Origin of the sequence: Allotamlana fucoidanivorans, from assembly GCF_006265225.1 — a bacterium.
GTDB classification, from domain to species: domain Bacteria; phylum Bacteroidota; class Bacteroidia; order Flavobacteriales; family Flavobacteriaceae; genus Allotamlana; species Allotamlana fucoidanivorans.
In genome coordinates this window covers 47,665-73,625 of record NZ_VDCS01000007.1, presented here as the reverse complement: position 1 = coordinate 73,625, position 25,961 = coordinate 47,665, and the positions used below count along the sequence as shown (strand labels likewise).

Below are 25,961 nucleotides of genomic sequence, written 5' to 3'. Positions count from 1 at the left end.
GTCTAAACTCATAGTTTTCACTTAGTTTCCTATCTTTGCACTTTCTTAAAAATTAGAACAATGCAAGACGGTTTATACGCAAAATTTAATACCACAAAAGGAGAAATTCTTGTGGCTTTAGAGTACAAAAAAACACCAGGAACGGTTGGTAACTTTGTAGCCTTAGCAGAAGGGAACTTAGAAAACAAGGTAAAACCACAAGGAACACCTTATTATGATGGCTTAAAATTTCACAGAGTAATTCCAGATTTTATGATTCAAGGAGGCTGTCCACAAGGGTCTGGAGCTGGAAATCCTGGTTATAAATTTGATGATGAGTTTCATCCAGAATTAAAGCATGATGGTCCTGGAGTATTATCAATGGCAAATGCAGGTCCCGGTACGAATGGAAGTCAATTTTTTATCACGCATGTTGAAACCCCTTGGTTAGATAATAAACATACCGTGTTTGGTAAAGTTGAAGCAGGACAAGATGTAGTGGATGCCATAGCGCAAGGTGATACAATAGAATCTTTAGAGATTATTAGAGTAGGAGCAGAAGCAGAAGCTTACAATGCCATTGAAGCCTTCAGAACATTTGAAGGTTCTAGAGCACAAAGAATTGCTGAAGAAAAAAAAGCTGCTGAAGCGGAACTTGAAAAGTTAGCAGCTGGATTTAATAAAACAGAAAGCGGATTGCGTTATCAAATCATTCAAGAAGGTAATGGCGTTAAAGCTGAAAAAGGCAAAACAGTTTCAGTACATTACAAAGGGCAGTTGGCAGACGGAACTGTTTTTGATTCGTCATACAAGCGTAATCAGCCTATAGATTTTCCTTTAGGAGTAGGTCAAGTTATTCCAGGTTGGGACGAAGGTATCCAATTATTAAAAGTTGGAGATAAAGCCCGTTTAGTAATACCTAGTCATTTAGCTTATGGAAGTGCAGGAGCAGGAGGTGTTATTCCACCTAATGCCACATTGGTTTTTGATGTTGAATTAATGCAGGTAAAATAAAAAGCCTTACAAATATGTTTAAAAGGTTGTTCTGTAAAGAGCAACCTTTTTTATTTTTTGGTATTTTTGAGTATGGCAGAACAAGAATTAAACAAGTTAAGGTTTCCAATAGGGCAATTTGAATGTCCGCAAGTAATTACCAAACAACATATTGAAGATTGGATTTCAATATTAGAACAGTTTCCAAATCGTCTGGAAACACTAGTAAATAAGTTGACCTCTGAACAGCTTGATACGGTTTACAGACCAGGAGGCTGGACCATCAGGCAGGTTATTCACCACCTTTCTGATAGCCATCACCATAGTTATACCCGCTTCAAATGGGCGCTAACAGAAGATAAACCCCTTATCAAAGCTTATTATGAAGAACGCTGGGCTGAGCTTGAAGATTCAAAAACAGCTCCAATTGAAATGTCATTAAGTCATTTAAAGGCGATTCACTATAAGCTTGTTTATTTACTAAAATCACTTTCTGAATCTGATTTGGAAAAAAGTTTTATTCATCCTGAAACAAATTCAGAAGTGGTATTAAGTTATAATATTGGTAATTATGCTTGGCATAGCAATCATCATTATGCGCATATTGAAACAGCCATGAAAACACTAAAGTGGTTATAAATGATAAGATCATTACAAGCTAAAGATACTCAGCAATTGCTTGAGATATACAATTATTACGTGTTAAACACAGCCATAACTTTTGATATTGAACCCCTTTCTCTCAATATTTTTGAAGAAAAAATAACCAGAATCAATAATGAGTATCCCTTTTTTGTTTACGAAGAAAAGGATAAAATTTTGGGGTATGCCTATGCTAGCAGATTTAGACCTAAACCTGCTTATAGTAATACTGTTGAGTCTACCGTATATGTAAAACATGGCGAACAAGGGAAACACATAGGAACCAAACTATATACAGAGTTACTTGAAGCAATAAGGCAAACCAATGCGCACACTGTTTTAGGGGTACTCACTATTCCTAATGACTCCAGTGTTAAACTTCATGAGAAGTTTGGATTTACTCAGGTGGCCAGTTTAAAAGAGGTGGGACAAAAATTTGGAACATGGCAAAATGTAGGGATTTGGCAGCTTATTCTTTCCATTTAATATTGCAGCCAATACTCGGTTTTTGTGGTTTCGTGTTTTCTTTTTCTGTTATCAAGCAATCTAGTGCATGTCGTAAATCTTCACCCGTTACAGGTATACCATTTTGAGGTCTTGAGTCGTCTAACTGACCTCTATAGCTTAATTCAAGTTGTTTGTTGAAAACATAAAAGTCAGGCGTGCAGGCTGCGTCATACGCTTTGGCTATGTCTTGTGTCTCGTCATATAAATAAGGAAATGGATAGTGTTCCTTTTTAGCATGAATCTTCATGTGTTCTGGCGCATCTTGAGGGTAGTTCGTTACATCATTACTTGATATAGCCACAAATCCAACACCTTTAGCCTTATAGGTATTTGCAATGGAAACAATTTCTGAGTTCACATGAATAACAAAAGGGCAGTGATTACAGATAAACATAACAACCGTAGCTTGATTCCCTTTTAAAGTATTGATGTCAAGTATATCACCGCTTACAGTATCTTGTAAATTAAAGTAGGGCGCTTTAGTCCCTAGAGGCAGCATGTTTGAAGGTGTTCTGGCCATAATATATTTATTTGTTCAAAGTTCGTTATTATTTGTATTTTTAAAAAATGAATAGCACGATAACTTTTGAAGACTTTGCTAAAGTTGATTTAAGAATAGGAACCATTATAGAAGTCATTGACTTTCCAGAAGCAAGAAAACCAGCGTATAAATTAATTATCGATTTTGGCTCATTGGGCATTAAAAAAACATCAGCACAAATTACAAAGCGCTACCAAAAGGAAAATTTGATAGCCAGACAAGTTGTGGCTATAGTCAATTTTCCAAGCAAACAAATAGCTAATTTTATGAGTGAATGCTTGGTTTTAGGTGCGATAGAAGGTAAAGATGTTATATTGCTTAACCCAGAAGCAGCTGTGAAAAACGGTTGTGCCGTTAGCTAAACTATGCAAGAACTTGACCAGGTAAAAATAAATTTTGATGCTAATGGACTTTGGGTGCTTAACATAGCTTTGGCTGTTGTTATGTTTGGCGTGGCTTTAGGTATCACAAAAGATGATTTTGTACAATTAAGAAAAGAACCAAAGTTAGTTTTAGTTGGGGTGTTAGCACAGTTTTTTTTATTACCACTTCTAACGTTTGTTTTAGTATATAGCATACAACCCCGACCAAGTATAGCTTTAGGTATGTTTATGGTAGCCGCTTGTCCTGGAGGTAATATTTCAAATTTCATGACTCATTTGGCACGTGGTAATTCAGCTCTGTCTGTGAGTTTAACTGCTTTGGCAACATTTTTAGCTGTTGTTATGACCCCGTTCAACTTTCAGTTTTATAGTAACTTGTATCAGCCAACATCGCAATTATTAAAAACGGTTGAATTAAATCCTTATGCGTTAATAAAACTGGTCTTTTTAATTCTTGGTATTCCGTTGTTTTTGGGGATGCTATTTAGGATAAAAAATGAACGGCTTGCCATAAAATTATCTAACGTTTTAAAACCTTTGTCTATCTTAGTGTTTGTAGGTATTGTTGTGATTGCCTTTATGAAAAACACAGCTGTTTTTAACGGTTATGTTGGGCATGTGGTTTGGATTGGTGTGATGCACAATGCCTTAGCTTTCTTATTGGGCTTAATGGTAGCGAAGCTTTTTAAATTAAGCTTCAAAAACCAAAAGACTATAGCCATTGAAACTGGAATACAAAATTCTGGATTAGGATTGCTTTTAATATTTACTTTCTTTGGTGGGCTAGGAGGAATGGCTATTTTAGCAGCATTTTGGGGAATTTGGCATATTATTTCAGGGCTGTTGCTAGCCTTGTATTGGTCCAAACAAAACATAATAACAATATGAAAATAATTTGGTTATATCTCTTTAAGATATATGTAAACCTAGGTTTGTTCTTTTATTTTAAAGAAATCAAGATTTATAATGCGAATAGGCTGAATAAAGATAAACCAGTTGTGCTATTAAGTAATCATCATAATGCTCTTTTGGATGCTTTATTAATTGCAGCTAAAAGTACAAGGTTTGTGTATTTTTTAACTCGAGCAGGTGTATTTAAAAAGACTTTGGTTTCAAAGTTTTTAAAAAGTTTACAAATGATTCCTGTTTACAGGATTAGAGATGGTTGGGGAAGTTTAGCAAACAACAGTGCCATATTTAGCTACTGTTCATCGCTTTTAAACAATAAGGAAGTTATTGCTTTATTCCCTGAAGGAAACCATAATTTGAATAGAACAGTAAGACCTTTAAGTAAAGGGTTTACGCGAATTGTGTTTGAAACCTTAAAAACGTTTCCAGAAATTGATTTAGAATTACTACCGATAGGATTAAATTTTCAAGATGCAGCAAACTTTCCTGATCGTTGTGCCATGTATTACGGTACACCAGTGTGTGCTCGTGATTATTTTTCAGATGGCGGTCATGAAGATGTAAGGCGCTTAAAAGAAACTATTCAAGCGGAGATTTCAAAATTAACAACCGATATTCCGCTACAAGATTATGAAAAAACAGTGACCCAACTAGAAGTAATGCAGGTTGATTTTTTAAATCCTTCTGCTGTTCGAGCTTGTATTGAGAGTGGATTTAAATCATGTGCAGTAAAGCAATCAAATGCTAGAAACAGTTGGTTAATGAAACTTATAAAAATAGGCTTTGTGCTTTGTTTTTGTGTTCCTGTTTTAGTGTGGAAATATGGTGTAAAGCCTAAAATTAAAGAATTAGAGTTTATGGCTACCTTTAGGTTTGCTGTAGCCATTACCGTAGCGCCTATTTGGTTGATTTTTATGACCGTAATTTTAGGTAATGTAGTCAGTTGGAGTTTAGCGTTTGAAGTGCTTACTTTTAGTATTTTAATGGCATTATGTTATGTGAAGGCATAAAAAAACCGCTTAATATTTAATATTGAGCGGCTTTTTTGTTATTTATCAAGAATATCTTAAATATCGTCAAAATCAATATCGGTAAAGCTTTCAGGAGTTTTCAATTCATCTTCTTCGCCGTTATTATATTCTTTCTTAAAATCTTTTTGATGACGCTCACTAATAACTTCGTCTCCTTTTTCACTAATGATATAATCAGTCATTTCAGCTAGAATTTCTTTAAATTCTGTAAAGTCTTCTTTGTAAATGTAGATTTTATGTTTTTTGTAGTGAAAAGATCCATCATCATTTGTAAACTTTTTACTTTCCGTAATTGTCAAGTAATAATCATCTGCTTTAGTTGCTCTTACATCAAAAAAGTAAGTACGTCTTCCTGCTCTTAATACCTTAGAAAAAATTTCCTCTTTCTCCATCATACCGTTGTTGTTCATAGTTCAATTAAAATTATTTAAATTTCATTAAGTGTACCAAAAATCTAAAAAAAACAGTTACCAACCAACTAAATAAGATGTTTCTTTTAAAATAAATAATGAAAAATGTGTTTCTAAAAGTAAGTCTTTTTTTTAGGAAGGTGCTAATTAACTCATTGTTCTGTATTAGAGGCTGTTTCACTCAATTGCTTTTCATATAAATGTTTGTAGTAGCCTTCTATATTGACCAATGTGTCATGGTTGCCTTCTTGAACAATTTTGCCGTCGTCAAGAACAATTATTTTATTAGCGTTTTTGGCTGAAGATACCCTATGGCTTACAATGATAGCGGTTCTGCCTTTTGAAACTTTATTTAAATTTTTCAATATTTTTTCTTCTGTTTCTGTATCAACGGCCGATAGGCAATCATCAAACAAAAGGATTTTTGGCTTTTTTATAATAGCTCGGGCAATAGAAACACGTTGCTTTTGTCCGCCTGAAAGCGTGATACCACGTTCGCCTAAAATGGTGTTGTATCCTTTTGAAAACTTAATGATGTTTTTGTGTACTTGCGCATGTTTTGCGGCTTCAATAACATCTTCATCTGTGGCATTTTGATTACCAAATTTAATATTTGTTTTTATAGAATCAGAAAACAGAAAGGCATCTTGAGGCACATAACCTATGCTATTTCTTAAATCTGTTAAATTAAGTTGACTAATTTCTATGCCATTAATGAGAATGGAGCCTTTATCAATATCATAAAGCCGTCCTATCAAATCGAGAATAGTAGATTTTCCAGATCCTGTTTTTCCCAAAATGGCTAGCGTTTCTCCTTCTTTTATATCAAAACTAATCCCTTTTAATGCTTGTATATTGGTATCGTCATAAGTGAAATACACCTCTTTAAACGCAATATTTCCAATGATTTCAGAATGTGTTTCGCAATTATTTTTAATCTCAGGTTCAATTTTTAAAAATTCATTTATTCTTTTTTGAGACGCTTCTGCCTGCTGTACAATTGAGGTTACCCAACCCACGGTAGCGACAGGCCAGGTGAGCATATTTACATAAATTATAAACTCTGCAATGGTACCAATACTTTCAATTTCACCATTTATATATTGCATTCCACCAATGTAAATAACCAAAAGATTACTGGCTCCAATAAGCAATATCATCATAGGAAAAAACCAAGCTTGCACTTTGGTTAAATCTATTTGTTTTTCTTTACTCTCAAGAGCCAAAGCTTTAAAATTGACCGATGTTTGAGGCTCAATGCCGTAAGCCTTTATAACCGAAATACCACTAAAGGATTCTTGGGTAAAGGTTGAAAGTTTTGACAAATACTCTTGAACAATGGTGCTTCGTTTATGAATTTCTTTGCTTAGTTTATAAATGATGACCGATAAAATAGGCAAGGGTAAAACCGTAAAAAGTGTAAGTTTAGGTGAGGCATTGAGCATGTATATAATCACAATAACAAATAAAGTGAAGGTATTGATACTATACATAATGGCTGGCCCTACATACATACGTACTCTACTCACATCCTCTGTTATACGATTCATTAAATCGCCCGTTCTATTTTTTTTGTAGAAGTTTAAAGATAGTTTTTGGTATTGCCCATACACTTCATTTTTTAGGTCATATTCAATATAGCGCGATACATTGATAATGGTTTGGCGCATAAAAAACGTGAGTATACCACCAATAATAGCAGCCCCAATAATGTATAAAATGGCAACTGTCAATTCTGATTTTATTGTAGTTTCAGCACCGCCATCTTTGATGTAATTTTCAATTATAATGAATATTTTCTTTACATATCTTGGTGTAAAGAGTAAAAAAATTCTAGCAACAATGGTTATGATGACTCCTAAAACAAGGTGGGTTTTGTATTTAAAGAAGTATTTGTTTAAATGTTGTAATTCTTTCATTTAAGCGTATCAGTATCGTCAAGCAAATATAGGGCTTAATTGATAATTAAATAGGTATGATACTTAACCTATTTGTTAAAGATAGCTTAATAAGAAACAATAATTTAATGAATATTAACAGCGGTATTATTAAATATAGTATTATTTTTGCGGCGAAAATAAACAATGAAACCCTTCATATTTTTGTAAAAAGTTCTTTGTAATGATGTTAAGTAGAAGACATATTCGAGTAAAAGTTATGCAGACTTTATATGCTTTTAAAGGAAGTGAAAGCGACGATTTAAGTAAAGATCAGAAGTTTTTACTTTATAGTATTGACAATATGTACAATTTATACTTGTTACTCATTTCATTGCTAATTGAAGTTCAGAAAACCGCTGAAAACGATTTACAAACTAAGCAAAACAAGCACCTAGCAACTTCTGAAGACAAAAACCCAAACCGAAAGTTTGTCAATAATCAGTTACTTCAATTAATCAAAGAAAATACACGGTTAAAAGATCAATTGAATACACATAGGGTGGTTGATTGGGATTTAGATAGCGAATATGTTGATATCATTTTTAAGGCCATTACTTCAAGTGATTTATACGCAGAATACATGAAAACCAGAGTGTCTGATTTTAAAGAAGACAAGGCTTTTATTGTTGATGTATTTAAGGAAATTATTGCGCCAAATGAGAAGTTGTATGAATATATTGAGGACAAGAACTTAACTTGGTTAGATGATTTACCAACGGTAAATACTACTATTTTAAAATTACTTAGAAAGTCAAAACCATCATCGGAAGAGAGTTATTTTACACCCAAGCTGTATAAGGATTTTGATGATAAGCAATTTGCTATAGATTTATTCAGAAGAACACTTTTAAATAGATCTGCTTTAAATAAAGAAATTGAAGGTAAAACTAAAAATTGGGATGCCGAGCGTATTGCTAATGTTGATTATGTATTGTTGCAAATGGCCATATGTGAATTGAAGAACTTTCCATCCATTCCGGTTAAGGTTACTATCAATGAGTATTTAGAAATTTCAAAGGAATATTCTACCCCGAAGAGTAGTATTTTTATAAATGGTATTTTAGATAAACTTGTTAAAGAATATGAAGATGACGGAACTCTTAAAAAAGTAGGTAGAGGGTTGATGTAACTTTATTATATAAAGAGGTCATCTAGAAAGAAAAACAAAAGTTTCGCATCGTTTAAATAATTACTATTTTTACGCATCAAACGAAATAAAAAACGTTCATTATGAAAAAAATAATTTTAGGATTAAGTACATTATGTTTCATTGCATTTTCATCTTGTAAAGACAATGCAGCTAAAAAGATTGAGGAGAGTAATATTGCTGCTGCGGCTGAGCGTGATGCTACCGCATCTAAGTTTCCTGTTATCGAGTTTGATAAAAAGGAACATGATTTTGGAGAAATTGAATCAAGACAATCTGTTGAAACGGTTTTTAAATATACCAATACAGGTGATGCTCCTTTAGTAATTACTGATATAAAAAGTTCTTGTGGGTGTACTGTACCTCAAGATTGGAGTAGAGAACCATTAGCACCAGGTGAATCTGGACAGTTTTCTGTAAAGTATAATGGTAGCGGTTCTAACAAAATAACAAAAACTATTACAGTAACAGCAAATACAGAAAAGGGATCGGAAGTGGTTAAAATCACTGCATTTGTAAAACCAGATCCTAATAAAGTAAAATCTAATAGCTAAAAGTTAAATATATATAAATAATGGGAGAAGGCGGAATTGGTAGTTTATTACCATTTGTATTAATGTTTGTAGTTGTGTATTTCTTTATGATTGCACCTCAAATGAAACGCGCAAAAAAGGAAAAGAAATTTGCGGCAGAATTAAAACGTGGTGATAAGGTAATTACCAAAAGTGGTTTACATGGTAAAATTGCTGAGTTAAACGATAAGGATAACAGTTGCGTTATAGAAACGATGGCCGGAAAACTTAAGTTTGATAAATCATCAATTTCAATGGAACTGAGTCAAAAACTTAATGCGCCTGCAAAATAGTTTTTAACTACGTAAAAAAGAAAAGGCTTATCATTTTATTTTGATAAGCCTTTTTTTTAGAGTTTAGCTAAGTAAGCCTTCAATGGAGATATAACGCTCACCAGTATCATAATTCATGGTAAGTATCACATCATCAGCATTAAAATTATCCAGTTGTTTTCTCACAGCTGCTAATGAAGCCCCTGAGGAAATACCTACTAAAATACCTTCTGCTTTTGCAATATTTTGAACTTCAGCAAAGGCTTCTTCTTTTGTTATTCTGATAGCGCCATCTATAATCTCTTTATTAAATACTTCAGGGAAAAATCCAGGACCAATACCTTGTAAGGGGTGCGGACCAGGTTCACCTCCAGAAATTATAGGAGAATCATTAGGCTCAACGGCATACACTTTTAAATTTGGTAACTGTTCTTTTAAAACTTCAGCCATTCCTGTAATATGTCCACCTGTACCTACACCTGTAATGAGGTAATCAAGACCTTCTGGGAAATCATTTAAAACCTCTTGGGCGGTGGATTGTCTGTGAATTTCAGGATTGGCTTCATTGGTAAATTGTGATGGCATCCAGGCATTTTTGTTATTTTCTACCAATTCATTAGCTTTTGCAATGGCGCCTCCTAAACCTTCTTCTTTAGGGGTTAACACTAAGTTAGCGCCATAAGCAGCCATTAAAGCACGTCTTTCAACCGACATAGATTCTGGCATAACTAGTGTAAGATTATAACCTTTTATAGCGCATACCATGGCTAATCCAATGCCTGTATTCCCTGAAGTAGGCTCAATGATTTCGGTACTTTTGTTTAAGACACCTTTTTTTTCAGCATCTTCAATCATCGCCAATGCAATACGGTCTTTTATGCTACCACCTGGATTGTTTTTTTCAAGTTTCATCCAAATATTGGCATCTGGAAATAATTTGCTTAATCTAACCACAGGCGTATTTCCTATGTCTTCTAAAATGTTGTTAATTTTCATAATGGTTTTTTTATTGGTTAATAGCTAATTATTTTTAATGGGTTTTGTATTTATTGTAAAGGCCTTTTCCTTCTAATATCATAGTTGTAATCTTTTGTATACGGATTTGCTTTGTGTTGAGTCGCTTAGCAGAATCAATATATTCACAATACTCACATTGACAGGAATTAGAAAGTGTTTCAAAATGTTGCTTTAATTCAAGATTTGTATTGAATGCTGCTTGGAGCTCCTCAGGAATGCTAACTATTTTTTTTGATCGATCTGATTTCAATACTTTGCCTAGTTTATGATTTTCAATGGCTTCATCTATATATTGAGACACTAAGTCTGTATCAATATCCGCTAGGCACTCAAAACGCATTTGCCTCATGGCTTTTGTCTTGCCATCTTGCGCATTTTTGAGTATGTTCTTTTCATCTTTTAAAAAGATACCATTAAAAAACCAAATACCAAAATGGTGTTTAAAGGCGCCAAGGCTTAGTACATTTTTATTTTGTAATGTGTATACTGGAGCATTCCATTTTATGTTTTCTTCAAGTTCTGTTGATAAAATTATTGAACGCAATAGTTCTAATGCTTTATAAAAGTGCGTATTGTTTTCAATATATGTTTCAAAAGACTGAACCTTTTTCATGTTTTAAGAATTCAAGGTGTTCTTATCTGTGCTCAGCAACCATTTCGGTGTCACTTCTAGACCAAATTTTGTAACGAACCTCATATCCTTCTGGGGTATAAATGACAATAGGAAGTTTACTATTGTAACGCACTAATTTTCCTAAAGCACTTACAAAGGCATCATGATTAGTTCCTTCAGGACAAGCTTTTTTGGTGCTCATGATGTGGTCGTCTGTTTTAAAATTAAAAAAAGTATACCCCCAACCAAAAACAGTTTCTTCAGTAAATTCTCCTACTAAAGTGCTTTTGTTGCAATCAATCTCCATAATTTTTCCAACGTAAAGTTCTACTTTATAGTTGCTTTCATCTGTTTTTTTGGGCAGACTAATAATATGTCTTTTTAGCGCATTTGTTTCTTTGGGATACATACTTAAATCATGACTTGCAGGCGGATTATTTTGTTGTGTATTTGAACCCATATTTTTTTGAGATTTACAACTTACGGTGACTGCCATTATTGCGGCAAAGAACATTATTTTATACTTCATACCATTTTATTTTTTATTCAGAAGATGAATTCAAGATTCATTCCAAAGCCTAGTTAAATGAAATCTTTTTTTGCGGTTAATTCAGCAATCTTACAGATTACTTCGGTAGCCTTTATCATACTTTCTACGGGAACGTACTCATAGCGCCCATGGAAGTTATGGCCTCCTGCAAAGATATTTGGGCAAGGTAACCCCATGTAGCTTAATTGCGAACCGTCTGTACCACCACGAATAGCTTTTATTATGGGGGTAATACCAATAGCCTCCATAGCTTCTTCTGCAATATCAACAATATGCATTACGGGTTCAATCTTTTCTTTCATGTTGTAATACTGATCTTTAATCTCTGTTGTTATGACTTCACGCCCGTATTGCGAATTCAGTTCAGCCGTTAGTTTTTTCATGACTTCTTTTCTGGCTTCAAAATGGCCCTTATCATGATCACGTATAATATATTGTAATTCGGTTTGCTCAACGTCACCTCTCATGTCATGCAAGTGAAAAAAGCCTTGATAACCATCGGTATGTTCAGGTGTTTCCATTCTTGGTAACGAATTGATAAACTCTGTGGCAATGTACATGGAATTAATCATTTTTCCTTTGGCATATCCTGGATGCACAATTTTACCTTTAATTTTAATCACCGCACTGGCAGCATTAAAATTTTCGTATTCAAGTTCTCCAATTTGACTGCCATCCATAGTGTAAGCCCAATCGGCTGCAAATTTTTCAACATCAAATTTGTGGGCGCCGCGCCCAATTTCTTCGTCTGGCGTAAAACCTACTTTAATTTTTCCATGTTGAATATCTGGATGATTAATTAAATATTCCATGGCCGAAACAATTTCACAAATGCCAGCTTTGTCGTCGGCTCCTAATAGGGTAGTGCCATCAGTAGTAATTAATGTTTGCCCTGTATACTGTCTTAAATCTTCAAAGTAATCAGGAGAAAGTACTATATGTTCTTCCTTATTTAGCAAGATATCTCCTCCCAGATAATTTTCATGAATTTGAGGTTTTACATTTGCTCCAGTAAAATCTGGAGAGGTATCAAAATGAGCAATAAAGCCAATAGTGGGCACATCATGTTCAACATTACTAGGTAGAGTCGCCATGATATAAGCATGTTCATCAATAGAAACATCTTCCATGCCAATAGACTTGAGCTCTTCGGCAAGTTTTTTTGCCAAATTCCACTGTTTCTCTGTGCTGGGGGTTGTTTTTGAATTGGGGTCAGATTCAGTATCTATAGTGACATAACTTATAAATCGGTTTATGATGTGTTCTTTTGAAATCATTTGGGTAATGTTATTTAGATTAAGAAATAAAAAGGCTGATTTTTAATGGGGTAAACAAAAAATGCAACCAGCTTCTAAAATACAATTATTAATTTTTTTTAACATAGGATTTAACCAATTTTTTATTTACAGCAATTAGACTTATTTTTGCACAAATATTACTGATGTACAAAACTTTACTTCGCCCAATATTTTTTTCATTTGACCCTGAAAAAATTCATCATTTTACGTTTTGGTTAATAAAATTCACGTCAAAAATCCCTGGTTTTTCGGCTTTATTTAGATCGCTTTATGTGCTTGAAGACAAGAAGTTAGAAAGGAATGTGTTTGGACTTACCTTTAAAAACCCAGTAGGATTAGCTGCAGGGTTTGATAAAAATGCTGTGTTATATAATGAACTTGCTAATTTCGGATTTGGTTTTATTGAAATAGGTACGGTAACACCCAAAGGTCAGTCAGGAAACCCAAAAAAAAGATTGTTTAGATTAAAAGATGATCAGGGTATTATTAACAGAATGGGGTTTAATAATGATGGGTTACAAGCTGCTATTTCACAACTTAAAAAGAATAAAGGAAAACTGATTATAGGTGGTAACATCGGAAAAAATACAGCTACTTCACCAGAAGGTTACACCGATGATTATTTAGAGTGTTTTAAGGCATTACATCCTTATGTGGACTATTTTGTTTTAAATGTGAGTTGTCCCAATGTGGGAAGTCACGCGAAATTAAACGATAAAGATTACTTAGAAGAATTGATTGGAGCTGTTCAAAAAGCCAATAATCAATTTGAAAAACAAAAACCCATTGTATTAAAAATTGCGCCAGATTTAAATCAAGGTCAGTTAGATGAAATTATAGAGCTAGTAACAGCTACAAAATTAGATGGCGTTATAGCCAGTAATACCTCTACAGATAGAAGTGGATTGAAAGCCTCAGAAGAGTTATTAAACCAAATAGGTAATGGCGGACTTAGTGGGCAACCTATTAAAAGTAAAAGTACGCAGGTAATTAAATATCTTGCCGAAAAAAGTAATAAGACTTTCCCAATAATAGGAGTAGGCGGTATACATTCTGCTGCTGATGCCTTAGAAAAATTAGATGCTGGAGCCGATTTAGTTCAAATTTATACAGGCTTTATTTATGAAGGTCCTGGTTTAATAAAACAAATTAATCGGGCTATTTTAAAGCGATAATAGCGCTATTGTTTTATAAAACGTTTTATTATTTGATTATTAGAATGATTTATAAATAACACATAGCTTCCCGCTGGTAAAATACTTACGTCTATTTGGTTGTTTTGAATTCTACCAGTTTGTAATCTTTGTCCCTGAATATTTGTTATAAAATAATGAAGGTCATCACTCGTATTTATGTTTATTTGCAATGAACCATCTTTAATAGGATTAGGGTAAATACGAAGATGGGTTTCTGCATCTTCATTTGGTTTTGAATTAGCTTGTTTTTCCGAATTGATAAAATTTTCTTTGGTAGATTGAAAATACGCATACATTCTAGCTAATTGCATTGGTGAGAAACTTGTTCGGCAAGCCTTTCTAGAATATGACATGATATTGTGGGTGTCTGGTGTAAAAACAGCACCATGAGCATCCGTCAACGTTCCTGTATATTCGCAAAAATTATTAACGTTAGCCAAAGAAAGCATGGGGTCTGCGGGTGTATCACAAATACCATCACCATCGGTATCACAATTACTTCCATCAACCAATTCGGTGGTTAATTTAGTATTGCTTGGACCATGGGTATGCGATAAGGAAAAAATATGCCCCATTTCATGAGCTAGTGATGAATCATTTAAAGCACAAAGGTTCTTCATGACAATAATATGCTTGTTTTCATCATTGATACTATAGCCACATATACTATTTCCTGAAGCATTTTCAATATAGTTTATGAAATAAATGTTGATTATATTAGGTTCATAATGCGCAGATATAAACGCTTTTTCATCCCCTTTTTTAAATTCAAAATAGTCACTTTGATTGATGAAATTTATATCTTCAAACGCAAAAAACTTAAAAAACGTTTCTGCGTAAATACTATTTAAATTCTCTAAAGCAGATTCAACCTCACTACTTGTTAAACCTTCGGTACCTTCAGAATTTCTAATGATGTGAAATTTAATAGGAATAGGGTGTTCTGTTTTTTCTGGTTGATGCTTTTTTGTGCTATTTAGTTTTTTATATTCTTGTTCTAAATATTTAATTTGAGGTTTAATACTATTTATATAGGCTAAAGTTTCTTGGGGTGTCTCTGTGTCACAACCTAAATTACTAGCATCCTGAGCGTTAATAACTACACACATCAAAAGGGTCAATGATGTAAAGAGATGGGGTTTTATTGCTTTGAGGGGCTTCATGAAACTTAATAGTTACAATCAAATGTAGATTGTAGCTAGATGTTTGGGTAATAAAAACGATAAGTTGCAAGAAAAGTCGACATATAAAGAAAACATGATGTAAGTTTTATTGATATTTCAATTTAGTAGAACATCTTTGCTGCGTGATATACCTTGAATCTTTTTTAGAGCATGATTTTATGATAAGAGATTCCAGTTTAAGAAACGATGATGATAAAATATTTTCAAAAAAATAATAGTACATTTATCGACCTGTAAAATCAAAATGACAACACCAATAAAAATAATAGAGTGCCCAAGAGATGCTATGCAGGGTATAAAACAGTTTATACCTACCAGCAAAAAGGTGCAGTATATTCAGTCTTTACTTCGGGTGGGTTTTGATACTATTGATTTTGGAAGTTTTGTATCTCCAAAGGCTATTCCTCAAATGGTTGATACCGCTCAGGTATTGGAGCAATTAGATTTGAGTACTACTATAAGTAAGTTGTTGGCTATTGTTGCTAATACAAGAGGTGCTGATGATGCCTGCGTACATAACAACATTAATTATCTTGGTTTTCCGTTTTCTATTTCCGAAAATTTCCAAATGCGTAATACCCACAAGACCATACAACAATCGGTTGAAACACTTCAGGACATTTTAAACATAGCTGATAAGAACAATAAAGAAGTGGTTGTTTACATTTCTATGGGATTTGGAAACCCCTATGGCGATCCGTGGAATGTTGATATTGTAGGTCAATGGACGGAAAAGCTAGCCAATATGGGTGTTAAAATTTTATCCTTGAGTGACACCGTTGGTACATCTACACCAGAAACTATCACTTATTTATTTTCTAACTTGATTCCTGCTTATCCCAAAATTGAATTTGGAGCACATTTACACACAGCACCACATTCTTGGTTTGAAAAGGTTGATGCAGCTTATAAAGCTGGGTGTATTCGGTTTGATGGAGCTATTCAAGGTTTTGGTGGCTGCCCTATGGCAAAAGATGAATTGGTGGGTAATATGCCTACCGAAAAGCTGCTTTCCTACCTCACAACCAAAAAAAACAATCCACTGAATGCTTTGAGTTTTGAGAGTGCTCATAACGAAGCATCAAAAATATTCAAAAATTACCATTAAAAATAACTATGTAAATTGCTTTAAATAAATAGGTTATGTTTTTGTTTTAACTTTTATTTAAATTTAATCTAAATAAACTTTGTGTAAGTAATAATGAGTTTTATATTTGCAGCGTCAAATTAACATTTATTTAAAATAAGTCTAAATAAAAACAACAAATCAAAGTTAAAATGAGAAAACTAACCTTATTTTTATCAGTTTTAATAGCTACCATTTCTGGGGCGCAAACAGTACAAGATAGTATAACTTTTGACCCTCAGAAACAATTAAATGCTGCACAACGTATTCTTTCTGGAAATTACGGAAAAGCAGTAACAGTTGGTGCTTATGGCGAGTTAACCTACAATCAGCCAGAGGCAGGAAGTGGCGAGTTAGATGTGCAGCGTCTAGTATTATTATTTGGTTACAAGTTCAACGAAAAAACCCAGTTTGTAACAGAGGTTGAGTTTGAGCATGTAAAAGAAGTGTATATTGAACAAGCATTTATTAATTATAATGTGGGTTCAAACGTTAGTTTGCGAGGAGGTTTAATGTTAGTGCCTTTTGGTATTATCAATGAATTTCACGAACCAACTACGTTTAATGGTGTTGAAAGACCAGGACTTGATAACGTAATTATCCCAACAACCTGGAGAGAGATAGGTATTGGAACTGCAGGTAGATTTAATGAACTATCATTAGGTTACCAGGCCTATATTTTTAACGGATTTAAAGGCACCTCTTTTGATGGTGAAAACGGATTGAATGGTTTATTAGCAGGAAAAAACGGATTGCGTGGTGGGCGTCAAAAAGCAGCAGAATCTACAATAAGCAGTCCAACATTTTCAGCAAAACTTGATTATTATGGTATTCCTGGTTTACGTTTAGGTTTAGCGGGATATTTTGGTGATACTCAGGTTGATGATGAAGCTAAAGATATTGACGGTTCTGTTATAGGGGTTTCTATGATTGGTCTTGATGCACGTTACGCTTACCAACGTTTCACAGCAAGAGGTCAATTTGTTCGTGGTCAATTGTCAGGAACTGAGGCTTACAACAATGCTACTGGTAAAGATTTGGGTAGTGCTTTACAAGGCTGGTATATTGAAGGTGCCTACAATTTATTACCCCAGGAAAAACAACAAAGACTATTTGCATTTGTTAGATATGAGCAGTACGATACCCATGCAGAAACAGCAGGAAGTTTAATGCGTAATGACGCCTATAATAAAACTGATATAACCACAGGGTTAAGTTATCATATTGCCCCTGGTGTAGTAGTAAAAGGAGATTACCAGTTTAAGGATAATGCCGTTGATGGTGGTCATGTGGCAAACCAACTTAATTTTGGTTTAGGGGTTTGGTTCTAGTATTTGGGCGTTCCCCCTTTGGGTCGGGCTTTCGCTAGTCGCTCTTTGCAAGGAGCTCCAACAATGGCTCAATCCCTAACGCAATAAAATAAAGGCAATTACTGTAAGGATCGGTAATTGCCTATTTAACATTTTAGTTGCAAGTAGAATAAAAAACAATATTTTTGTATTATGATTTTGAGAAACGTTTTATTAGGTGTATTAGCTTTAGCTTTAATGTCTTTTGGTTGGCCTAAAAGCATTCAAAAAAAAGTGCATAAAGAAATTGAAAAAACCTTTAACCTTGAGGCCTTTAATTTAAAAAATATTTCACTATCTCAAGACATAATAGGTGAACTGCCAGCAACGTTTAATGAAGATAATTTCTTTAAAATTGAATCTAATAGTGTTTTAACGGGATACGCATATCTTTCAAAAGCGCCCAGTAAAACAGCTCAATTCGATTATTTAGTGTTACTAGATAAAGATTTAATTGTTGTAAAAACTAAGGTGCTCGTTTATAGAGAAGAGTATGGAGGTGAAATAGGTAGTTCGCGTTGGTTAAAACAGTTTACAGGAAAACAAGGTGGCGATCAATTAGATTATGGTGATAATATTATGGCTATCTCGGGGGCTACAATCTCTGTAAGATCTATGACCAATGCCATGAATAATTTATTAAAATCTTTGAAAATCATTCAAAGCAAATCTCTTTTGTAAATGAACTTAAACGGATTACTATTTACCTTTCCAAAAGAGATTAAGCTGTTAATTGGGGTGTTTTTAGTTGTTTTAAGTATTGGCTTTTTTACAGGCTTGTTATTTGTAGAAGAAACCTCATCAGCAAACCCTAATGGTATTGAAGAACAGTATTTAGGTAATGAAGATGATGAAAATGCAGCGGTCATGCGTTTTAAAAAAAGCGATCAAGAAATGCTCACTCTGGTTCATAATCATATCTTATCTATGTCTATTATTTTCTTTTTGTTAGCGCTTATAGTATCTACTACTAAGCTTCAAAAGAAAATAAAATTATTTTTAATGATAGAACCGTTTATATCGGTTGTGCTTACCTTTGGCGGGTTATACTTACTCTGGTCTGGTATGCTCTGGATGAAATATATTGTCATGTTTTCAGGTCTGCTTATGACTTTATCCTTTTCAGGATCTGTAGTATTAGTACTAATTCAGTTATTTAGAAAACACTAATAAAAAAGTTCTCTCCATTTTTTCTACACATCTTTATACTGTCTCTTTTCAAGAAATCTTAAATTCTTGAATAGCTAGACTATAAAATACAATTCTCTGTATTTATCATGAAAAATGCAAAGCATTTTCAATAGAAATTACTGTGCTTTAACATGTATAGTATTTTAGATTGTGTTAACAATTCAAACGAAAAAAATGTGTATATTTGCACGCAATTATAACTGTAATTGCATCATGACTGCACATCAAAATAAAATAGTAGGAGAAGGCCTAACCTACGATGACGTTCTATTAGTTCCGGCTTTTTCTGAAGTGCTTCCAAGAGAAGTTAACATACAAACCAAATTTACAAGAAACATTACCATTAACGTACCTATCATATCTGCGGCTATGGATACGGTAACCGAAAGCAAAATGGCTATTGCCATGGCGCAAGAAGGCGGTATTGGTGTGTTGCATAAAAATATGACTATTGAGGCGCAAGCCATGAAGGTGAGACGTGTAAAACGTGCAGAGAGCGGTATGATTATAGATCCAGTGACATTACCACTTACAGCTACTGTTTTTGATGCCAAACAGCATATGGCTGAGCACGGTATTGGAGGTATTCCTATTGTTGCTGAAGACAATACGCTAAAAGGTATTGTAACAAATCGTGATTTGCGCTTTGAACACGATAATAAAAAACCGATTACAGAGGTAATGACTGGAGAAAATCTGGTAACCGCTGCGGTTGGAACTTCTCTTAAAGATGCTGAAATTATACTTCAAAACAATAAAATAGAAAAGCTACTTATTGTTGATGATCATTATAAGTTATCAGGTTTAATTACGTTTAGAGATATTACAAAATTAAGCCAAAAGCCTAACGCAAATAAAGATCAATACGGTCGGTTACGTGTGGCTGCGGCTATTGGAGTGACTGGCGACGCTGTAGATCGAGCCGAAGCGCTTGTAAATGCTGGTGTTGATGCAGTTGTCATTGATACAGCGCATGGGCATACCAAAGGTGTAGTAGGCGTTTTAAAAGAACTAAAGATTAAGTTTCCTGAGCTTGATGTTATTGTTGGAAATATTGCAACGGGTGCAGCAGCAAAATACTTAGTTGAAGCTGGTGCAGATGCTGTAAAGGTTGGTATTGGTCCAGGGTCTATTTGTACTACACGTGTTGTTGCAGGCGTTGGTTTTCCTCAGTTCTCAGCTGTTTTAGAGGTGTCTGCCGCAATTAAAGGAACAGGCGTGCCTGTGATTGCTGATGGCGGTATTAGATATACCGGAGATATTCCTAAAGCTATTGCTGCGGGAGCAGATACAGTAATGTTAGGGTCGCTATTAGCAGGAACTAAAGAATCCCCAGGGGAAACTATTATTTATGAAGGACGTAAGTTCAAATCATATAGAGGTATGGGATCTGTTGAAGCTATGAAAGAAGGTAGTAAAGATCGTTATTTCCAGGATGTAGAAGATGATATTAAAAAATTAGTACCAGAAGGTATTGTTGGCAGAGTACCCTATAAAGGTGATTTGTTTGAAAGTATTCACCAGTTTATAGGTGGTTTACGTGCAGGTATGGGGTACTGTGGGGCAAAGGATATTGAAACGCTTAAAGAAACTGGACAATTTGTTAAGATTACTGCAAGTGGAATAAACGAAAGTCATCCGCATGATGTAACCATTACCAAAGAATCACCTAATTATTCTAGATAGGAATAAGAGGTTTATAAATCAAAAAAAAGGGTCTAGGTATTTATCATAGACTCTTTTTTTTGTTCTTAAATGTCTAGTCTTGAATGTTTAAATTTAAACCGACATTAAAGAAGAGGGGTAACCCTTTTTTATGGTTAACATAAGAAAAATCAAAATTGACCGGGCCTAATATAGAGTGGTATGAAAACGAAGAACCCACTGAAACTAGAAAACTGGTTTCAGATGTATCAATCCATTTAGCATTGATGTTGGGAGAAACCATTTCCTTTAGAAAGCTATCTGCTTGATTAAAACCAACTGTGGCTAAATTAAGATAGGGTGTGATGTATATATTTCTTAAGGGGTTTGTCTGTAAAGCAGTACGAACTTTTAAGAATTGGGGAACGAGAAGGCTATAATCACCCAAACCATTAAAATTGTATGAATCGCGTCTGTTTTGAGGTAAAAAACCTCCTAGAGTATATTGAGCACCTTGTCCGTATTCAGCATATGATACTTGATGGTCGCTGAGCTTGTCAATAAAAGTTAACCCAGAGGTTAATCCCACTACAAAAGATAAGTGATTTGAAAGAGGCAAGCGTTTTTCATAATCGAGGCTAAACTTGGTGAAATTATTTGTTTTTCCTGAGATATTAAATTCAAAATTTTCATCAAATTGCACATTAACACGGTTATAAAAAGATCTGGATAAACGCATATTAAGTGCAGAACCATTGGTTGGAAAGAACACTTTATTCATGCTGTTCTTTATAAAATAAAAACTCAGTTCTATAGTGTTGCTTGCATAGCGTCTTAAATCATAAATGTTATTATTAATACTCGGGTCAGTTCTTGGTTTTATTTTATTATGCTCATAGTTGAAATCAAAACCAACGTAACTGAATAAAGGATTTAAATCTTTGTTCAGTTGAATATTCGACCTGAAATAATTGCTTGACAATTCTTCACCTAGTTTACCATTTATATAATGTCTTTGTTTTGATTTTTGACCAAAAGCATAGGTACGCCACCACCACTGTTTTGTTTTACCTACATTTTGCTGATAGTCTATTCTAAATTTAGGTTGTTCAGCAATATCAGCCCCTAAAAGTAAGCGTGATGAATAACCAAAAACATTTCTTCTGGTGTAATTTAAAACGAGACCAACGCCTTGATTGGAATCATAATGAATGGTACCACTCAATTGACTTTTAGCTTTTTCATAACCTTTTAGCACAAGAACAGTTTCATGGTCACTCAATTTTAAATGATAAGTTATTTGATTGAATATTTCAGTACCCATAGCCTTGTCAACGGCTGCTTTCAATTCTGCCGAGGTATATTTCGTTTTAGGATAAATATTCATTCTAGCCTGAAATAAGCTCATATTTTGAGCACTAATGCCATGATACTCAATAGCATCAAAATAAAATTCATCTTTAACCTCGGGCAGTTCATGCTGGCGTTGTTTATATGTTTTAAGCCTTTGAGACAGCGCAACTAACTCAGGTAATTTTTTATGGCTTTCAATGAGACCTTCTTTGTAAATTTCAGGACTTTTTATAAAATCTTGAGTGGAATAGGTTAGGTTAGGGTAGTGGTCTATTAGAACATCACACAATTTCTGATTAGCAGGATTTTTTATGTTGCTAGTCATCATTGAGGTTTGAAATAAAATAGTAGTAATATTATTAAGATTTTCAAGAGGTTCCATACCGCCACCAACATCACTTCCTATAATAATGTCGGCACCTAATGCTTTAGCAACATCTGTGGGGAAATTATTTAAAACACCGCCATCAACCAACAAGGTGCCATTATACCTTACAGGTTCAAAAATACTAGGGATTGACATACTCGCTCTAATAGCCAAACTCAATGAACCTTCTTTAATCACTATTTGCTTTCCGTGTACCAAATCGGTTGTTACAGAACGAAATGGGATAGGGAGTTTGTCAAAATCCTGAACACGATAAACGGGGTATAATAAAATGGTTAATAGTTCTCTTAAATTTTGATCTTTTAATAGGGCTGGTTTTATTTTAGGCTTACCATCAATCACCTCTAGGTTAACTAAATACCTGTTAAATTCACTTTTTTCTTGTATGCCAACACTACGCATGGCAACGGTTCCGCCAAGAATGTCATCCCAATCAACCTGCATGGTTAGTTTTTCAATCTCATCACCAGAATACCCCGCGGCATAAAGACCACCAATAACACTGCCCATACTGGTTCCAACCACTAAATCGGGTACAATACCTAAACTATCAAGTTTTTGTAAAACAGGTATGTGAGCCACACCTTTAGCGCCGCCACCACTTAAAACTAAAGCAACTTTTGGTTTTTTATCTTGTTGTGCAGAAATGGTATGAAGGGTTAAAAGTAACCCTATAATGATGAGTTTAAATTTCATAAATCAAAAATGATATATTGAAACAAATGACGTTTCAATATATCATTTTTATTTGAGTTATAAGCTATAGGTAAGACCTATATTAATATTTCTTCCCATATTAAAAATACCATCGGGTCTCAGTCTTGATAAATGACTTATATAGGTTTTATCTGTAAGATTTGTACCTGCAATGGTAACGGTAAGTTCTCGGTTAAAAAGGTTGAAAGTACCTCCTAAGCCAGCGCTCCAAAGCGTATAACCTGAGGTTTCAAGTTCATTTGGTGCTACATTGGTCATATTAAAAGTAGATTGTGCTTTTATAAAAGCATAGCCTTTATCTATCCAATTTCTGTCAAACTCAACTCTAATGGTGTTTTTTACTGTATTTGCAGGAATTAATGGTAAATAGTCTTTGTTTTCCTGAATACCAGTAACGGTTTCAAAAGAGTTTTCATAATGTAGCCAATCCAACGGATGTGGGTGTAAATGAAAACCAAATTCGCCACCATACAAATGTGCATTATTTTGCGCGTATTGATAAACAGGACGGTCATTTATTACCTCGCCTGTTGGAGATAGGTAGATGTACTTGTTAATTTGATTTAAAAACCCGTTTATAAAAAACTCTAAGTGTTTATTTTTATATTCTAGAGTAACATCTGTTTGAAAATTTTCCTCATTGTTAAGATCAGGATTACCAATTTCAATCCTGTTAGCACCTGAATGAAAACCGTTTGATGCCAATTCAGCTAAATTGGGAGCACGGAATCCCGTTGCCAGATTAACTCTGGCAGTTAGGTTTTTGGCGATATTTGTTTTTACTCCAAAGGCACCATTGACACTATTAAACTTTCTGTATTTACCTTCTAAGTTTTCAATATGGCGTTTATCAAAACGCCCACCTATTTGTATATCGAAAGTTTCAAAATGGATGTGAGACGTAGCAAATATACCTGTGTCAAAGGTCACAGCATCTGGGATGAGCTGTTCTTCCCCATAATTGGTGTTTCGCTGATACATGCCTTGAACACCTGCAATGATTTCAAATTTTCCAAATTCAGGTAAGTGATATTGAATGTTGTAATTGGCCGTTTTTAATTTCATTTGAAGCTCAGGGTGTAGATCGGTTTCATCCTCATGGTCGTGATCATCATCTTCTTCCTCTTCTTCATCATCGTCATGGTCATCGTGCTCATCATGATGGTGGTCGTCAAATTCTTTTCTGTCGTTGTATATGTATCCTAGATTGACGTTAAGTTTAGAATCATTAAAGAATACGGTAGATTTTGAACTAAAAACATGATTGGTGATGTCTTGAAAAGGTAATAAAGGCGTTTTATTTAAGCTTTGTTCTTCAACCTCTTCAGGTATACCTAGTTTAGAATTATTCACATTATACCTAAATTCTGTTTTAAAGGTATTGACTTGATAGCCAACACCAGCTTTAAAATCTTTTTCGTTAAAGCGCGTGTTGGTAACACGATACGCTTTGGTGTCATAATCTGAATGCTCTGCTACGCTTCCTCTGAAAAGAAACTTAAAACGCTCATCAGAGGCTCTGTATCCTGCTGAGGTATTAAAACCTTCGGTGCTACTAAAATACATGGCACGCACATCACCTTCAGAAGTCCCTGCATAAGCAAAACGTTCTGGATTTAAATAAAGCACGCCTCCAATGGCATCACTACCATAAAGCAGTGAAGCCGGTCCTTTTATAACCTCGATACTTTCAATACCCGCATCATTTACACCTAAACCATGCTCACCGCCAAATTGTTGATTTTCTAAACGAACACCTTGGGCGTATACAAGCACACGGTTTGAGCTTAATCCTCTTATTACGGGTTTACCAATACCTACACCTGTTGAAATATTTTCTACACCAGCAACATTTGAAATACCATCGGCAAGTGTTATGGCGCCTTGGGTTCTTAACTCTTTTATAGTTTCATGTTCTACTTTCATGACATTCTCACTTTGCAGCTTATGAAACGGAGTAGAAATGATTATGCTTTCCATTTCTATCGCAGTAGGGTTAAGTACTATGTTTAAAGTTTCTTCTGTAGGAATTTTTAGTTTTAAAGATTGATTTTCATAACCAATCATTGAAAATAAAATTGAGTAATTCCCTGAGGGTATGTTGTTTATAGTAAATTTCCCTTCTTGATTTGATGCAGTACCTTTTTCCAGTTCAGAGATATAAATATTTACTAATTCTAATGTTTTATTAGTTTCGGCATCAGTAATAATACCTTGAATAGTGTTTTGCCCTTCCATGTTTACAAATACAAAAAAGAGCATGAGATATATGTAATATTTCATAATTTATGATTTAGTTTAATAAACGGTTGTGCTAAAAAGTTAGCAGTATGATTGTATTAAACTAAAGAAGGAGGACCCCTTAAGGAAAAATGTAAATGTTGATATTTACTTAAAAAGAAGTAATATGAAATGATTTCTTCAGGAAACTGTTTTTTACTGAAAATAGCAACCCAAAGTTTAGGAAAGGTGTAATTTGTATGAATCTTAAATTTATTGTACTCACAATCTAAATCTACTTGATGTATATGTGTAGAATCATCGCCAATACATATGTCATGCTTATGATGTTGAAAAACATGATAGAAACTAATACTTGTAGGAAACAATAATAGCCCTAAAAAGAATAAGGCTATTAATGGTACGTGCATATGTTTCTTAGTATGATGCATTAATCAACAAAGCGTTTTAAGCCTAATCTACGTAGCATTTTCTTTTCAAAATTCCAAAAGAACTCAAATTGCCCAAACAGCCATCCGTAACAAACAAGCATAATTTGATAAACAATAAATAATAGTATGATACGAAAGGTCCAATACCCGAATGATCCAAAGGATTCTGTGGTAATGCTAAGAAAGTTTAAAATAGGTTTTCCTATATATGAGGCCGTTGAACCTGTTATGGCAAATACAACAAAAATCACTGCAATTTGCCAATTACTGTCAACGCCCCAACGTTGTTTTAGTTTTTTCACAATATTAATTTGGTAGCAAAAATAAATAAAACAAT

The 25,961-nt window shown here is 34.1% G+C and carries 27 protein-coding genes; 15 read left to right on the top strand and 12 right to left on the bottom strand.

What is annotated here, in order from left to right; genetic code table 11:
* Positions 1–60: 60 nt before the first annotated feature.
* The 3 genes from FGF67_RS08030 to FGF67_RS08020 all read left to right on the top strand — a co-directional run bounded on the left by FGF67_RS08030 (position 61) and on the right by FGF67_RS08020 (position 2,100).
* On the top strand, positions 61–993 hold the full coding sequence (locus FGF67_RS08030) for a peptidylprolyl isomerase (protein WP_139696542.1): 933 nt from the start codon (positions 61–63) through the stop codon (positions 991–993).
* A 72-nt stretch (positions 994–1,065) separates the two neighbouring features.
* Positions 1,066–1,611, top strand: a complete 546-nt coding sequence (locus FGF67_RS08025; RefSeq protein WP_139696540.1) for a YfiT family bacillithiol transferase — start codon at positions 1,066–1,068, stop codon at positions 1,609–1,611.
* Positions 1,612–2,100, top strand: coding sequence for a GNAT family N-acetyltransferase (locus FGF67_RS08020; protein ID WP_139696538.1), 489 nt, complete (start codon positions 1,612–1,614; stop codon positions 2,098–2,100).
* Here the strand turns inward: FGF67_RS08020 and FGF67_RS08015 are convergent.
* Positions 2,084–2,641: a thioredoxin family protein gene (locus FGF67_RS08015; RefSeq protein WP_139696536.1), complete on the bottom strand. Its 558-nt coding sequence runs from the start codon at positions 2,639–2,641 to the stop codon at positions 2,084–2,086. The genes FGF67_RS08020 and FGF67_RS08015 overlap by 17 nt on opposite strands.
* A gap of 47 nt (positions 2,642–2,688) precedes the next feature.
* Between FGF67_RS08015 and FGF67_RS08010 the strand changes: the two genes are divergently transcribed.
* The 3 genes from FGF67_RS08010 to FGF67_RS08000 are packed head-to-tail and all read left to right on the top strand — an operon-like array spanning position 2,689 to position 4,964.
* Positions 2,689–3,024 (top strand): tRNA-binding protein, encoded by a 336-nt coding sequence (locus tag FGF67_RS08010; protein ID WP_139696534.1) that lies wholly within the window; start codon positions 2,689–2,691, stop codon positions 3,022–3,024.
* Between the two features lie 3 nt (positions 3,025–3,027).
* Entirely contained in the window at positions 3,028–3,933 is a 906-nt protein-coding gene (locus FGF67_RS08005; RefSeq protein ID WP_139696532.1) for a bile acid:sodium symporter family protein, read from the top strand.
* Positions 3,930–4,964, top strand: a complete 1,035-nt coding sequence (locus FGF67_RS08000; protein WP_233244036.1) for a 1-acyl-sn-glycerol-3-phosphate acyltransferase — start codon at positions 3,930–3,932, stop codon at positions 4,962–4,964. The genes FGF67_RS08005 and FGF67_RS08000 overlap by 4 nt, the downstream gene beginning before the upstream one ends.
* 56 nt (positions 4,965–5,020) lie before the next feature.
* On the opposite strand, the gene FGF67_RS07995 is transcribed toward FGF67_RS08000, so the two are convergent.
* On the bottom strand, positions 5,021–5,395 hold the full coding sequence (locus tag FGF67_RS07995) for a PUR family DNA/RNA-binding protein (protein WP_139696530.1): 375 nt from the start codon (positions 5,393–5,395) through the stop codon (positions 5,021–5,023).
* Between the two features lie 152 nt (positions 5,396–5,547).
* Complete coding sequence (locus FGF67_RS07990) at positions 5,548–7,314, bottom strand: ABC transporter ATP-binding protein (RefSeq protein WP_139696528.1); 1,767 nt, start codon at positions 7,312–7,314, stop codon at positions 5,548–5,550.
* A 202-nt stretch (positions 7,315–7,516) separates the two neighbouring features.
* Between FGF67_RS07990 and nusB the strand changes: the two genes are divergently transcribed.
* The 3 genes from nusB (at position 7,517) to yajC (ending at position 9,347) form a co-directional block, all read left to right on the top strand.
* Complete coding sequence (gene nusB / locus FGF67_RS07985) at positions 7,517–8,464, top strand: transcription antitermination factor NusB (protein ID WP_139696526.1); 948 nt, start codon at positions 7,517–7,519, stop codon at positions 8,462–8,464.
* 101 nt (positions 8,465–8,565) lie between these two features.
* Complete coding sequence (locus FGF67_RS07980) at positions 8,566–9,036, top strand: DUF1573 domain-containing protein (protein WP_139696524.1); 471 nt, start codon at positions 8,566–8,568, stop codon at positions 9,034–9,036.
* Between the two features lie 20 nt (positions 9,037–9,056).
* Positions 9,057–9,347, top strand: coding sequence for a preprotein translocase subunit YajC (gene yajC, locus FGF67_RS07975; protein WP_139696522.1), 291 nt, complete (start codon positions 9,057–9,059; stop codon positions 9,345–9,347).
* Between the two features lie 63 nt (positions 9,348–9,410).
* Here yajC and cysK read toward each other — a convergent pair whose 3' ends face one another.
* From cysK to pepT, 4 genes are read right to left on the bottom strand one after another with little or no spacing between them, the layout of a single operon-like run.
* Positions 9,411–10,322, bottom strand: a complete 912-nt coding sequence (gene cysK / locus FGF67_RS07970; protein WP_139696520.1) for a cysteine synthase A — start codon at positions 10,320–10,322, stop codon at positions 9,411–9,413.
* Between the two features lie 34 nt (positions 10,323–10,356).
* Positions 10,357–10,956 carry a YdeI/OmpD-associated family protein gene (locus tag FGF67_RS07965; protein WP_139696518.1) on the bottom strand — a complete coding sequence of 200 codons (600 nt, stop codon included), beginning with the start codon at positions 10,954–10,956 and terminating at the stop codon, positions 10,357–10,359.
* A gap of 22 nt (positions 10,957–10,978) precedes the next feature.
* Positions 10,979–11,485, bottom strand: a complete 507-nt coding sequence (gene eco / locus FGF67_RS07960; RefSeq protein WP_139696515.1) for a serine protease inhibitor ecotin — start codon at positions 11,483–11,485, stop codon at positions 10,979–10,981.
* Between the two features lie 53 nt (positions 11,486–11,538).
* Positions 11,539–12,783, bottom strand: a complete 1,245-nt coding sequence (gene pepT, locus FGF67_RS07955) for a peptidase T (RefSeq protein WP_139696513.1) — start codon at positions 12,781–12,783, stop codon at positions 11,539–11,541.
* A 164-nt stretch (positions 12,784–12,947) separates the two neighbouring features.
* Here pepT and FGF67_RS07950 point away from each other — a divergent pair, with 164 nt between their 5' ends.
* Positions 12,948–13,979, top strand: a complete 1,032-nt coding sequence (locus FGF67_RS07950) for a quinone-dependent dihydroorotate dehydrogenase (protein WP_139696511.1) — start codon at positions 12,948–12,950, stop codon at positions 13,977–13,979.
* Positions 13,980–13,984: 5 nt separating this feature from the next.
* Here the strand turns inward: FGF67_RS07950 and FGF67_RS07945 are convergent, their stop codons facing one another.
* Positions 13,985–15,109: a zinc-dependent metalloprotease gene (locus tag FGF67_RS07945; protein WP_158293201.1), complete on the bottom strand. Its 1,125-nt coding sequence runs from the start codon at positions 15,107–15,109 to the stop codon at positions 13,985–13,987.
* A gap of 319 nt (positions 15,110–15,428) precedes the next feature.
* On the opposite strand from FGF67_RS07945, the gene FGF67_RS07940 reads away from it, so the two are divergent.
* The 5 genes from FGF67_RS07940 (at position 15,429) to guaB (ending at position 20,536) form a co-directional block, all read left to right on the top strand.
* The gene (locus tag FGF67_RS07940) at positions 15,429–16,292 is read left to right on the top strand and encodes a hydroxymethylglutaryl-CoA lyase (RefSeq protein ID WP_139696507.1); all 864 of its coding nucleotides are present in this window, start codon (positions 15,429–15,431) and stop codon (positions 16,290–16,292) included.
* Between the two features lie 170 nt (positions 16,293–16,462).
* Positions 16,463–17,641, top strand: a complete 1,179-nt coding sequence (locus FGF67_RS07935; RefSeq protein WP_139696505.1) for a hypothetical protein — start codon at positions 16,463–16,465, stop codon at positions 17,639–17,641.
* 171 nt (positions 17,642–17,812) lie between these two features.
* Positions 17,813–18,340, top strand: coding sequence for an FMN-binding protein (locus tag FGF67_RS07930; protein ID WP_139696504.1), 528 nt, complete (start codon positions 17,813–17,815; stop codon positions 18,338–18,340).
* Complete coding sequence (locus FGF67_RS07925) at positions 18,341–18,829, top strand: hypothetical protein (RefSeq protein WP_139696502.1); 489 nt, start codon at positions 18,341–18,343, stop codon at positions 18,827–18,829. It abuts the gene before it with no gap.
* Positions 18,830–19,063: 234 nt separating this feature from the next.
* Entirely contained in the window at positions 19,064–20,536 is a 1,473-nt protein-coding gene (gene guaB / locus FGF67_RS07920) for an IMP dehydrogenase (RefSeq protein WP_139696499.1), read from the top strand.
* Between the two features lie 73 nt (positions 20,537–20,609).
* Here guaB and FGF67_RS07915 read toward each other — a convergent pair whose 3' ends face one another.
* From FGF67_RS07915 to FGF67_RS07900, 4 genes are read right to left on the bottom strand one after another with little or no spacing between them, the layout of a single operon-like run.
* Entirely contained in the window at positions 20,610–22,931 is a 2,322-nt protein-coding gene (locus tag FGF67_RS07915) for a patatin-like phospholipase family protein (protein WP_139696497.1), read from the bottom strand.
* Positions 22,932–22,988: 57 nt separating this feature from the next.
* The gene (locus tag FGF67_RS07910) at positions 22,989–25,235 is read right to left on the bottom strand and encodes a TonB-dependent receptor (protein ID WP_139696496.1); all 2,247 of its coding nucleotides are present in this window, start codon (positions 25,233–25,235) and stop codon (positions 22,989–22,991) included.
* Positions 25,236–25,291: 56 nt separating this feature from the next.
* Positions 25,292–25,624 (bottom strand): hypothetical protein, encoded by a 333-nt coding sequence (locus tag FGF67_RS07905; RefSeq protein ID WP_139696494.1) that lies wholly within the window; start codon positions 25,622–25,624, stop codon positions 25,292–25,294.
* Positions 25,624–25,926, bottom strand: a complete 303-nt coding sequence (locus FGF67_RS07900; protein ID WP_139696492.1) for a DUF6787 family protein — start codon at positions 25,924–25,926, stop codon at positions 25,624–25,626. The genes FGF67_RS07905 and FGF67_RS07900 overlap by 1 nt, the downstream gene beginning before the upstream one ends.
* Between the last annotated feature and the right edge of the window lie 35 nt (positions 25,927–25,961).